Origin of the sequence: Gordonia liuliyuniae (assembly GCF_021738805.1) — a bacterium.
GTDB classification, from domain to species: Bacteria; Actinomycetota; Actinomycetes; order Mycobacteriales; family Mycobacteriaceae; genus Gordonia; species Gordonia liuliyuniae.
This window is the reverse complement of sequence record NZ_JAKKOR010000009.1, coordinates 292862-304210: the sequence shown is the minus strand read 5'-3', so window position 1 is coordinate 304210 and position 11349 is coordinate 292862. Positions and strand designations below refer to the sequence as shown.

Below are 11349 nucleotides of genomic sequence, written 5' to 3'. Positions count from 1 at the left end.
CGTTCATCACGAGGCGTTGTACATTTCCCAGAAGCGGGCCCGGAGTCGGAAGCGGACGCCGTCGTCGAGGTCGTACATGCCGAGGGCGTCGGATGCGTCGAGGAGCATCGCCCGATCGATGTCGCGGGGTATCGACGGCTTGTCGCGTTCGAGCGCGAGAATCGTTTCGGGAGTTGCGCTTTCGCGGAAGGACGAGAGCACGCGAGCCACGATGCCGTCGACGATGTCGTCGTTCACGTCGGCTTCGTAACCGGGCATCACGAGGCCGGTGGAACCTGTGGACGAACTGTAGGCGAGCACTTCGGTCGGTTCGCGGCAGGGTTCGGGCTGGTGTCGGGCGGCCACCGCCACGTCGAGCGGCGTCTTCGTCGCAGGCGGGCCGGGCTTCGGGCCGGGTTTGGGAGCGAGGACCGCGGGTTCGGGCCCGCCGTCCTCGGGTACGGGGGGTTGTTCGATCTTGACGACCGCGTCGTCGATCGTCGAACCGTCGATCGTGTGGATGTCGTCTGCTGCTCGGATCAGATGCCTGCTGACGCCGTGCGGTTTGCCGTCGCGAATCGGGACGGCGAGAAGGTTGACGAGGATGCCGTGGACCTGTGACTCTTCGACGGCTTCGGTGAGGTCGTCGTCGCCGGAGATGAGGAAGAAGACGTCGGACGCGTCGTTGCGGGCATGTGTCACGAGGTCGAGTCCGATGCGGAGGTCGACGCCCTTCTGTTCGCCGTCCATGCCGAACCGACCGAGGCGGAGCTTGACGCGGGGGATCTCGCCGATCCGTTCCTGCCGTGCATCAGGGACGCCGTTGCGGGCCGAGTCGTACCAGTGGACACGGAGCAGCGGGAGGCCGGATTGCTTCTCTGCGGTGCGTACCAGGGACTCGATGAGTTTCACGTACTCGACGTGGATGCCGCTGCGAAGCGACGTCCCGGTGACTCTGGTCGCCGCAGCGGCGAGAAGATAACCGGCGTCGATGTACAGAGCACAAGTCGATCGCATGGCGTTCACTGTGTCACGGCCGAGGTGTCGAATCAGGGACTTCAGTGAGGCGGACATGTCTTTGTGACTGTCGTCCCCGCACCTACAGCGACCTCACAGCGATTGTCGAGCCTGCTCGGAGCCTGCTGCGACATTATCGACTCATGACTGACAAGACTTACCAAGGACGACCCCTGCACCGGCCAGACGAACCCGTCGTTGATCAGGGAGCCGCGTTCGACTTGCAGACTCTGTCGACCCGTCGAAAAGTGTTGGCGTTCATCGGCGCCGGTGGTGCGGCGGCGCTTCTGGCAGCTTGTTCGAGCGGGTCGAGCGACACCGGTGCGTCGACCTCGTCATCGGCCACGACCATAGGCGAGATCCCCGACGAGACGGCGGGTCCGTACCCAGGCGACGGCTCGAACGGGCCTGACGTGTTGAATCGAACGGGCATCGTGCGCAGCGACATTCGGTCCAGCCTGGGCGGCGGCACGAGAGTCGACGGCGTGCCGTTGCGGGTGACCCTCGACGTCACCGACATCGCGGGAGGAGACAAGCCGTTCACGGGCGCCGCGGTCTATGCCTGGCATTGCACCGCCCAAGGCGAATACTCGATGTACGGGGAAGGCATCGAGGACGAGACCTTCCTGCGCGGCGTGCAAGTGGTCGACGACAGCGGCTCGGTGACGTTCACGACGATCTTCCCAGGCTGCTATTCAGGCAGGTGGCCGCACATCCATTTTGAGGTGTACCCGGACGTCACCTCGATCACCGACCACACCAAGGCGATCGCGACATCGCAACTGGCGTTGCCTCAACAGGCCTGTGTCGCCGTCTACTCGCGGTCGACCTACTCGGGGTCGGCGGAGAACCTCAGTCAGATCACTTTGGCGAGCGACAACGTGTTCGGTGACGACGGCGGCAAGTCGCAGCTCGCGTCGCTCACCGGCAATGCGGTGTCGGGTTATACCGCCATGCTCCACGTCGGCGTCGACACCGGGACCGAGCCGAAGGCCGGCGCAGCACCTGGTGGAGCCGGCGGTCCCGGCGGTCCGCCGCCGAACGGGTCCGGCAAACCGGGCGGAGCGCCGCCGAGTCGTCCGTAGAGTAGGACGGTATGGGACGAACTGTCGCGACCGCATCCTCCGTCGATCTCGCCGAACTCTTGGACTTCGTCCGCAGGCGGCACCAGCTGATTCTCCTCACATCGCGCCACGACGGCTCCCCGCAGATGTCGCCGGTCACGGCGGGGGTCGACCCGGGTGGTCGAATCGTTGTCGCCACCTACCCGGGACGGGCCAAAGCCGTCAACGTGAAACGGAACCCACACGTCAGCGTGTGCGTTCTGTCGGACAAGTTCGGTGACGCGTGGGTGCAGGTGGACGGGACGGCTGAGGTGCTGGACATGCCGGAAGCCGAGGACGGTCTCGTCGACTACTTCCGTGCCATCGCGGGGGAGCATTCGGACTGGGACGAGTACCGCGCTGCGATGCGGCTCCAGAACAAGTCGCTGATCCGCATCACGCCGACTCGGTGGGGGCCGATCGCGACCGGAGGGTTTCCCGCGGAGGTCGCCGAGCGGCTGGACGCGGCCGAGTAGGTTCGCTACATCCCCAGAGACTTCGCGACGATCGACCGCATGACCTCGCTGGTTCCGCCGTAGATCCGGCTCACCCGGGCGTCGGCGTACAGGCGAGAGATCGGGTACTCCGACATGTAGCCGTATCCGCCGTGCAATTGCAGGCATTCGTCGACGACCCGGGCCTGCATCTCCGTCATCCACAGCTTCAACGCGGCGGCGTCGGAGCCGGTCAGTTCACCCGCATCGTGCGCTTCAAGGGCGTTGTCGAGGAAGGCTTGCCCGGCTGCGACGTCCGCAGCGCAGTCCGCGAGCACGAACTTCGTGTTCTGAAACGATGCGACGGGTTGACCGAACACGTTGCGCTCGGACGTGTAGTCCCTGGCCAGTTCGACGGCGTGCGAAGCAGCGGCCCATGCACCGACGGCGATCGTCAGACGTTCCTGCGGCAGATTGTGTCCGAGGTACGCGAATGCCCGGCCTTCGTCGCCGAGGAGGTCGGCGGCGGGCACGCGCACGTCCGAAAAGGACAGTTCGCAGGTGTCTTGGGCTTTGAGTCCCATCTTCTCGAGGATCCGCCCGACCTCGAATCCCGGGCTCGTTGTGTCGACGACGAGGATGCTTAAACCGGTTCGGCGGTTGTCCGGGTCGGCCGGAGAGGTGCGCGCGACCACCAGCACGCGATCGGCGTTGTAGCCACCGGTGATGAACGTCTTCGCGCCGTTGAGGATGTACTCGTCACCGTCGCGTCGCGCCGTCGTTCGGATGCCTGCAAGGTCTGAGCCGGTGCCCGGTTCGGTCATGGCGATCGCGGTGACGAGATCGCCGGTCACGAAGTCCGGCAGCCATCGCTGTTTCTGCTCGTCGGTTGCGTACTCGAGCAGGTACGGCAGAACGAGATCCATGTGGACGCGCAACGGTCCGAGGCTGATGTGCGCCCGGACGGCCTGTTCGGTGACGATAGCGTTGAACTTGTACGATTCGACGCCGGCTCCGCCGAACTGTTCAGGGACCTGTATCCCGATGATGCCGAGAGCGCCTGCCTCTCGGTAGAAGTCGCGAGGTGGATGCCCGGCGGCCTCCCAGTCCGGATACTGCGGCGTCACCTTCGTCTCGAAGAACTGGCGGACGGTATCGCGGAATGCTTCGTGCTCATCGCCGAAGATGGTGCGCTTCAAGGGGATTCCCTCCCAGTCGTGCTGGACGTCAGTAGTAGCGATGGTCGCATGCGCGTGGCCGTGCAGACGGCGGAATCACAAGACTCACGCCGCCCGGGGAGGGGTGATGACGATGTCGGATAGCGTGTGGGCGAGGGTCGGCCTGCGGCCGATCGGGATCGGCGGGAAGGCTGACGGTGCAGTGCTGCAGGCATCGCACGCGGGAGAAGGTCTCCTGATGTTTCTGCGGTTCGAGGCGATCTACGCGATGCTGTCTGCGGCGGCCGTCGAGGCCGAGGTCGGGTTGGACGCGGTGGACCGTCGGGTGGTCGACGTGTTCGCGAATGTCGCGCGGGACCGGAACGGGCTCGTACCCGCACGCAGGCCAAGCACGCGCACCGGATCCGGTCTCGCCGGCGGTACGCCCGCGCATGCGCCGAAGCGGCGCGGCTCGTCACCGCCGAGGAAGACGGCGAGCCGCCGTTCTGCGGTCAGCTCTTCTTCGTCCCGGGTAGCAGGCCCGCGTCGATGACCTTCTTGACGAAGGGACGGGTCCGATCGACCAGATCGGCGAGGCTGTCGGGCAGCGCGGCACCCGAGACTGCGTCCGTACGATCCTCGATCTCCTGGTAGACGGCGAAACCGGTATCCGTCAGTCGGCTGCCGTCGCCCGCCGGCTCGATCAGGCCGCGTGCCGTGAGCCGCTCCACCGACTCCGACCACTCGTCATCGGACCATCCGCGAGTCAGCTGGAAGAGCTTCTTGCCCAAGACCCGCCGACGAGTGGCCGGGTCGGGAAGATCTGACTCATGGAAGACGCCCGCGTCGATGCCGTCGAGCCCGTGCGACACGAGTTCGGCGATGTGATTGTCACCGCGCCACTCACGGACGATTGTCCACGTCCGCCACAAGGCGAGATGGGGCTCGTCGGGGACGACAGTCGACGCCCACGCCGCGGCCAGTGGGCGGCCGGAGAACGGCAAAGCGTCCACGATCGTCTGAAACTCGGGGACCAGGGGGGCGAGACGTTCGCAGTCGTCGCCCAAGATCGCGCGGAACTGCTCGTCGAGCATCTCGTAGCGACTCGCGTCGACTGCGTCGAGGCCGCGGGCGCTCGCAGCAGTCCACGCCGACGCGATCAGCGTCGGCGAGAAGTTGTAGAAGGTCGCAGCTACCAGCGAAGCGGGAGCACCCGCGAGCGGCGCACCGCGCCCACCGACATAGAAGGCGTGACCGTCTAACCCGAGAGCGTCCTGAGCGCGCCCGACACCGGGATTGAAGTACGCGACGACGTGGAAGGGCTCGAGGCTCTCATAGGCTCGGCGGGCGACAGCAGCAGCGGTATCAGAAGACATGTCCTCCACTGTGCCAGGTCACACAGTCTCACGTGCTCGTCTCGTCTCGCGGTACTGCTCGATCGTCAGGCATTGCAGCTGCGAGTAGCTGCCGCCGCGGTTCTCGACGTAGCCGACCGCCGACACGAACGGCTCGATCGTGTAGATCTTCGTCAACGGAGTGACGATGAGCAGCTGGAGCCCGAGCTTCGCGAACAACGAGAGCGCGTACCGGGCCGAATCGTCCGAGCCGCGGCCGAACGCCTCGTCGATGACGACGAAACGGAAGTCGCGGGACCTCGTCGCACCCCACTTCAGGTCGAACTGGTACGCCAGTGACGCTGCGAGGATCGTGTAGGCGAGCTTCTCCTTCTGTCCTCCCGACTTGCCGTCGGAGTCGGTGTAGTTCTCGTACTCTTCGTCATCCTCCACATAGCGTTCCGACGCAGCGAAGGTCACCCAGTTTCGGACATCGGTGACCAGCTCGGTCCACCGCCGGTCGACATCGGCGAAACCCTCCCGGCCGCGGAACCGTTCGACGATCGCCTTCACCAGGAGGAACTTCTCCTCCGAGTACTGCTCCTCTTCGGCACCGATCTCCATCTCGCCGTCGCTGCACCGCCGCAGGTCGGCGCGGAACTCCTTGATCTCCTGCGACGCGCTCGGGTTCACTTCCAGGCGGATGTACCGTCCGGGGTTGTACTCGATCCCCGACAGCGACTCGTTGATCGTGTCGATCTTTGATCCGATCAGATGCACTTCCTTGTTGAGCTTCGCCGCGAAGATCGCGATGTCGCGAATCGCATTCGTGTTCAAGTAGTTCTTGAAGTCGCTCTCGAACCGAGGCAGATCGTCGTGCGCCAGGCGACGGTGCAGCTCACGGTACTCGTCCGCCGACGCGATGTCCGGATCGAACTCGGTCGTCAGAATCGGATAGTTGCGGTTGAACTCCGACATCCGATTCACCACGCGCGTCGAGAACGTGCCCGCGCGAGACGTGTGCTGTTCGGCCGCATCCGTCAACGACTCCGTCAGCGAAGCCTCCAGTTCGGCGCACGTGTCGACGGTCAGATCGACGTCGCCGATCGACTCCGCGATGGCGTCGAAATGAGTCGTGGCCTCCTCCGAGCCCGGTTCGGCAGCCACGAGTCGCGCCGATTCTCGGATCTGTTCACCCTGGTTTCGGGACATCTCCAGCCGGGACACCTTGTCGCGAAGGCCATCGCGTGTGGCATCGGCGACGGACAACTGATCCCGCGTCGACGCGACCGACTCGGTGACCGCCGCCAACTCGTCAGACGACTGCTCCAACTCGGTCTTGCGGTCCGTCAGCTCGGCGACGCGTGCGGCCGCCGACTCCCAGTCGAGCGCATCGAAACTCGGGTACGCGTCAAGCCCGGTGAGCGCGTTACGACGATTCATCAGACGGCGACGCGAATCCTCCAGCTCCTCGATCCCCGAATCGATCCGGTTCAGATCGTCCTGTACGCGCTGCCCGGCGGTGAACAGCGCGTTGACCTTTTGCTCGTTGCTCCAGCCGAGCACATAGTTGCGGCGGTCGTCGACGCGTTGCGAATCGTCCTTCTCATGTCGTCCGCCGCCCGACCGGACCTGACCGGCGACGGTTACCGCGTAGTCGGCGTTCCGGAACTCGTCGAGGGTCTCAGCACACTCGTGCCGGGCCCGTTCGAAGAGTCGCCGCTCCACCCAGGTGTAAAACGGCCCGTCCTTGATGTCGAGCTTGTGGACGAGCGCGTTCGCCGGAGGCGTCGACACGGTCTTCGACGAGACACGCTCGGGCACTTTGAAGTACACGAGGCGACCGCCGAGGTGGTTGGCGTCGATCCATGCGGACACCTTGTCGTACCGGGCGGCCGGCACCAGAAGCGACAGGCCGAACCCGCGGAGTACGCGCTCGGCGGCGCCCTCCCAACGGCTCTCGTCGGGTCGGACACCGATCAGCTCACCGACGAACGGGAGCTCGTCGTGTGTCAGTCCGACCCCGCCACAGATCAGTTCGCGCATCCGCAGGTTACGTTCGGGGATATTGCTCGTCCGGCCACGCAGGCTCGCGATCTCGCCCGCGACACGTCGGCCCTCGCCGTCGATCTGACGTCGGTCGACGACGAGCTCGGTGATGCCGTTCGCGACGTCGGCGACTTCCGCGTCCAACGCCTCGACTGCATCGGCGACCTCGGTGCGTCGCTGCTCGAACTGGCCGCGCTCGGCGACCGGCGCGAGCCCGGAATCGTCGAGAAGTCCCGTGTACCGCTCGTGGGCCGCCGCGCGCTCATCGCGTTGGCGCTGCGCCTCGACGATCTGGGCCTCCAACGCGGCGATGTCGTTGCCGCCCAGGCCGGCCTGCCGAAGTTCCAACTCGCGCAGCGCGATCCGCAAGTCGGCGATATCGCGGTCGACCTCCTCCAACGCGGTGCGGGTGGCGACGATCTCACGGTTTGACTCGGCCAGACTGGATTCGAGGAGATCGCGTCGGCGATCCGCGAAAAAGAACCGAAGGGCGCTGCGCCGTTCCCGCATCTCCGCGGACATCTCGATGTGGCTCGTGTACTTGTCGTAGTCGGCCAACAGCGGTTCGAGTTCGGCGAGTTGGCGCCGGGCCAAGACGACGGCGTCGTGCGCAGCCGTCAGATCCTCGAAGTGCGCCACCATCGTGTCGACCCACCCGGTGGAGTCGAACGGTTCGAGCATGTGGTCTCGAACGAAGTCGTTGAGGTTGCCGACCGCCTTCATCGACACGGTCTGATGGAACAGCTCCATCGCCTGCTCGGACCGCACCGTGAGGCTGCGCCGATAGTCGCGCCCGTACTCGGGGAAGTGTTCGTGAATGCGGGTTCCGGTGTCCTTCAGACGTTTCCGCAGGGCACGGAGATCGGTACCAAAGTCAGCGAAGTCGGCCGTGATGTCGAGCGCCCGGTCGGTGACGGTGAAGAACCGTTCCGGCTGCCCGCTATCGTGGCGCATCGAGAACACCTGTGCGAGCGTGACCGTCTCGTCGTACCCCTCATTGGCGAAGACGCCGAGGATCACCGAATAGTTCGACATGCCGCGCAACGCCACCGGGCGTGACGCGCCGGACGCGTCATTGCGTTCAGACTTGTAATGGCCCAACACATACGAGCGGAGATCGCGCTCACGCGACTCCGCCCCGGCAGCCTTGTTGTAGGCGACGCGGTGTGCAGGCATCAACAGCGTGGTCAGCGCGTCCACGAGAGTCGACTTGCCCGAGCCGATGTCGCCGGTCAACAATCCGTTCTCGCCCGCGAGATCGAGCGTCCACACACGTTGGTCGAACGTCCCCCAGTTGAACACCTGGAACTTCTGCAGCCGGAAACCCGACCCCGACGACTCCGTGCTCTCCAACTCTGTTGCGGCGAACAGTCCCGTCATCGCGTCTCCTCCCGTGCGATATCGGCGTACTCGACCAGGTGGGCGTCGAAGTCGGCGAGCCACTGCGCGTCGACGAACGCCTTGATGACGCGTCGGACCTCGTACTCCCCGTCCTGCCCCGGCATCCGGCGCAGGAATCCCAGATCGGTGACGCGGCGGATCGCGGTGTCGGTCTGATCGACCGTGCGCGCTTCATTCGTCGTCGTCGGATAGAACGGCGTGAGCAGCTCGCGCAGTTGGTCGCCGGTCAGGATCAGCCGGTTGCCCGCATCGGTCGTGTCGTGTTCGGCGAGCCGTTTGCGGAGCAGCGCGAGGAGCAGCGACGTGTGCAGCGGCAATTGGTGGCGGGCGACCAAACGAGGGATCCCCAGTTCGGCGAGCTCGTCGTCGTCCCGCGACCGCAGAAACGCATACCCTTCCGCCTCGTCGATGACCACGGCGAGACCGAGCGTCGCCACATAGTCGCTGACCTGCGCGGGCAGTCCGACGACATGCTGCCACGTAGTCTCCGCCGAATCGCGGTAGACGACGCCCTTCATCAGCGAGGTCACCGCCAACGACAGGTTCAGCTCGTCGCGGGGGACGGTGCGGCTCATGGTGTCTCCTCCGTTGGGGTCGACGGCCGTGGCCGTGTGTAGATGACGCGGGGGACGCGTGCGGTGCGACGGTCGCCGAACTCGTCGGTCCACCTGACGTGCTGGGTCGTGCCCTCGTCGAAGATCCTGGTGAAGCTCTCGTCGGCCAGCGACATGTACGTGATCAGCTCGGCGAGCCCTTGCGACAACGGCGACTCGGCGAGCACGTCCGCGAGGGTGACCTGGTCGTGGCGGCGCAGACGTCGTCGGACCTCGTCGATGAGCGGAGACGGATCGATGTGGATCTGTTCGAACAATGCGTCCGAATCGCCTTCTGGCTCGCCGTACTCGATGTCGTCGCTGTCGACGTCGACGGTCGCGGTCGGTCGGTACAGGGGGCGCTCCATCGGCAGGACGACGGTGGGGGATGGGGAATCGACCTCGTGCGAGAAGTCGTCGATCCGGTCCTCGCGGAGCCCGTACGCGGACGCCTCGATATTGCGCAGCAGATCCATGACGCGGCGGTTCTCCAACCACGCCTGGTCGTCGAGGAATCGCCGCAACTGCTCGGACAGCCGGCGGACCGTGTCCTGGGCGCGGGTGCCAGCGTCGAGCCAGTCGTGGTGGATGTTGGCCATTCGGTCGTCCGCGACCTCGGAGAACGACTGTGCGTCCCGGACGAGCTCGTCGAGCTCGTCGAGGCGGTCCGCCGACAGGAGCAGATCGTAGAAGGCTTGGAAGCTGCGGCCCTGATCGGAGTCGGCGATCATGCTGCGATTGTTGACGATCTCGTCGAGGAGCTCACCCTTGGTGCCGCGCCAGGTGGCGATGCGTTCACGCATCTGCCGGTCCAAAGCGCGGAAGTTGGCTTCGACCTCGCGGAAGTCCGAGAGCAGTGCGCGGGACACCTCGCTGAACTGCTGGTAGCGGTCGCGGCGACGTGTCGCGTCGAGGACACTCACCTCGCCGCGTTCGACGGCGTCGATCTCCGCGTCGATCTCGGCACGTCGTCGCCGCAGCTCGGTGAGCCTAACCTGGGGGTCGGTGTTGGTGCCGTACACCATCTGCCGGAGCAGATCGAAGACCGTGTTCAACCGGGACTCGGTGCCGACGAAGTCACGTTCGCGCAGCGACGCCAACCAGGCGACGGCGCGCTCGACGGCGGGCGTCGCATCGTAGTGCGGCTCGTCGCTGTCGATGACGTAGTACTTACGCAGCCAGCCCGCAGCAGGCGACGCCCACTCGTCGAGATACGCCTTCGGCGCTCGAGGATAGGTGTCCTCACCGAGTCGTCGGTTGAGCGCATACAGCTCGTCGTCGAGCAGGCTGATCAGGCCCGACTCGGAGATCTCGCGGATGTTGTCGTCGACGAACACGCGGCCGAGGAAGGACAGAACCAGCGGCGCGTTGTCCGCGCGCAGCAGCCTCCACGCCGCGCTGGATTTCCGCACGGCGACGATCTCGTCGAATTGCACTGGGTCAGGGTAGCGACTGCCCGACGCGACGGGTCAGTCGCGGTGCGCGCTTGAAGTGCAACTCAAGGCATCAGATGAGTCGGAAACCCGATCCGACCCTTGACGTCTTGTTGAGAGGCCCCAGGATGTCGGTCATCTTCGTCGCGATCATCGGGCTGTAGACCGGGAACGCGGGATCGACGCAGGGGATCGACGGGGTGCCCGCGCCCGCGACGCGCAGCGCGCCGTTCAGCATGCCGACGAGGCGACCGCCGACGATGATCGGACCACCCGAGTCGCCGTGGTCGGCGCACACGTAGTTGAGTGCGGCGTTACCGTCGTGGACGAGGGTCGGGCCACAGGTGAACCCGGTGGTGCGACCGGCTTTGCACACGTTCGAGAACGGTTTCGGGTAGGAGCCGATGCGGGAGATGCGCGCCTTGCCGACCTGGCGGACGGCCTTCACGCGCGACGAATTCAACGCGATGACCGCGACGTCGAGACTGCTGCTGCGGGTCACGATGGAGCCGATGACACCAGCCTTACGGTTGCGTTCGGCCTGGACGGTGTTGCCGATGCCGCCGCAATGAGCAGCGGTGAGCCCGACCAAACGACCCGTGCGGTCATGCCCGACCGCGGTCATGGTGCACAGTGCGTTGCCTGCGACGATGATTCCCGAACCACCGCCGACGGTGGCGCGCGGTGCGGCCTCAGCAGGTCCGCTGGGTACAAGCGCCACAGTGGCGGCGACCGCGGCGACCGCGACCAGGACACGTTTGATCATCTTCACGTTGACAGAACTCCATTCGGGTAGTGAGTTCCGACCCCCGGCCGGCTCGGTAACGATTCAAACACAGGCGACGGCGT

General features: G+C 65.5%; 10 protein-coding genes. 3 read left to right on the top strand and 7 right to left on the bottom strand.

Annotated features, from left to right (window positions below; genetic code table 11):
• Positions 1 to 6: 6 nt before the first annotated feature.
• Positions 7 to 996, bottom strand: coding sequence for an NYN domain-containing protein (locus tag L5G33_RS13230; protein ID WP_236998638.1), 990 nt, complete (start codon positions 994 to 996; stop codon positions 7 to 9).
• Positions 997 to 1139: 143 nt separating this feature from the next.
• Here L5G33_RS13230 and L5G33_RS13225 point away from each other — a divergent pair, with 143 nt between their 5' ends.
• Positions 1140 to 2081 carry an intradiol ring-cleavage dioxygenase gene (locus L5G33_RS13225; RefSeq protein ID WP_236998637.1) on the top strand — a complete coding sequence of 314 codons (942 nt, stop codon included), beginning with the start codon at positions 1140 to 1142 and terminating at the stop codon, positions 2079 to 2081.
• Between the two features lie 11 nt (positions 2082 to 2092).
• The gene (locus L5G33_RS13220) at positions 2093 to 2575 is read left to right on the top strand and encodes a PPOX class F420-dependent oxidoreductase (RefSeq protein WP_236998636.1); all 483 of its coding nucleotides are present in this window, start codon (positions 2093 to 2095) and stop codon (positions 2573 to 2575) included.
• A 5-nt stretch (positions 2576 to 2580) separates the two neighbouring features.
• Here L5G33_RS13220 and L5G33_RS13215 read toward each other — a convergent pair whose 3' ends face one another.
• Positions 2581 to 3732 (bottom strand): acyl-CoA dehydrogenase family protein, encoded by a 1152-nt coding sequence (locus tag L5G33_RS13215; protein WP_236998635.1) that lies wholly within the window; start codon positions 3730 to 3732, stop codon positions 2581 to 2583.
• A 106-nt stretch (positions 3733 to 3838) separates the two neighbouring features.
• Between L5G33_RS13215 and L5G33_RS13210 the strand changes: the two genes are divergently transcribed.
• Positions 3839 to 4243 (top strand): hypothetical protein, encoded by a 405-nt coding sequence (locus L5G33_RS13210; RefSeq protein ID WP_236998634.1) that lies wholly within the window; start codon positions 3839 to 3841, stop codon positions 4241 to 4243.
• Here L5G33_RS13210 and L5G33_RS13205 read toward each other — a convergent pair.
• From L5G33_RS13205 to L5G33_RS13185, 5 genes are all read right to left on the bottom strand, one after another.
• Positions 4203 to 5066, bottom strand: coding sequence for an SCO6745 family protein (locus tag L5G33_RS13205; protein WP_236998633.1), 864 nt, complete (start codon positions 5064 to 5066; stop codon positions 4203 to 4205). The genes L5G33_RS13210 and L5G33_RS13205 overlap by 41 nt on opposite strands.
• Positions 5067 to 5084: 18 nt before the next feature.
• The gene (locus L5G33_RS13200; protein ID WP_236998632.1) at positions 5085 to 8453 is read right to left on the bottom strand and encodes an ATP-binding protein; all 3369 of its coding nucleotides are present in this window, start codon (positions 8451 to 8453) and stop codon (positions 5085 to 5087) included.
• On the bottom strand, positions 8450 to 9049 hold the full coding sequence (locus tag L5G33_RS13195; protein WP_236998631.1) for a DUF4194 domain-containing protein: 600 nt from the start codon (positions 9047 to 9049) through the stop codon (positions 8450 to 8452). The genes L5G33_RS13200 and L5G33_RS13195 overlap by 4 nt, the downstream gene beginning before the upstream one ends.
• The gene (locus L5G33_RS13190) at positions 9046 to 10503 is read right to left on the bottom strand and encodes a DUF3375 domain-containing protein (protein ID WP_236998630.1); all 1458 of its coding nucleotides are present in this window, start codon (positions 10501 to 10503) and stop codon (positions 9046 to 9048) included. Before L5G33_RS13190 ends, L5G33_RS13195 begins: the two co-directional genes overlap by 4 nt.
• 70 nt (positions 10504 to 10573) lie before the next feature.
• A complete protein-coding gene (locus tag L5G33_RS13185; protein ID WP_236998763.1) occupies positions 10574 to 11266 on the bottom strand; it encodes a trypsin-like serine protease in 693 nt (230 codons plus the stop codon).
• Between the last annotated feature and the right edge of the window lie 83 nt (positions 11267 to 11349).

Excerpts from the sequence above, each read along its gene's own strand:
- L5G33_RS13230 (WP_236998638.1), bottom strand. The coding sequence starts at position 996 with ATGCGATCGACTTGTGCTCTGTACATCGACGCCGGTTATCTTCTCGCC.
- L5G33_RS13225 (WP_236998637.1), top strand. The coding sequence starts at position 1,140 with ATGACTGACAAGACTTACCAAGGACGACCCCTGCACCGGCCAGACGAA.
- L5G33_RS13220 (WP_236998636.1), top strand. The coding sequence starts at position 2,093 with ATGGGACGAACTGTCGCGACCGCATCCTCCGTCGATCTCGCCGAACTC.
- L5G33_RS13210 (WP_236998634.1), top strand. The coding sequence starts at position 3,839 with ATGACGATGTCGGATAGCGTGTGGGCGAGGGTCGGCCTGCGGCCGATC.
- L5G33_RS13205 (WP_236998633.1), bottom strand. The coding sequence starts at position 5,066 with ATGTCTTCTGATACCGCTGCTGCTGTCGCCCGCCGAGCCTATGAGAGC.
- L5G33_RS13200 (WP_236998632.1), bottom strand. The coding sequence starts at position 8,453 with ATGACGGGACTGTTCGCCGCAACAGAGTTGGAGAGCACGGAGTCGTCG.
- L5G33_RS13195 (WP_236998631.1), bottom strand. The coding sequence starts at position 9,049 with ATGAGCCGCACCGTCCCCCGCGACGAGCTGAACCTGTCGTTGGCGGTG.
- L5G33_RS13185 (WP_236998763.1), bottom strand. The coding sequence starts at position 11,266 with ATGATCAAACGTGTCCTGGTCGCGGTCGCCGCGGTCGCCGCCACTGTG.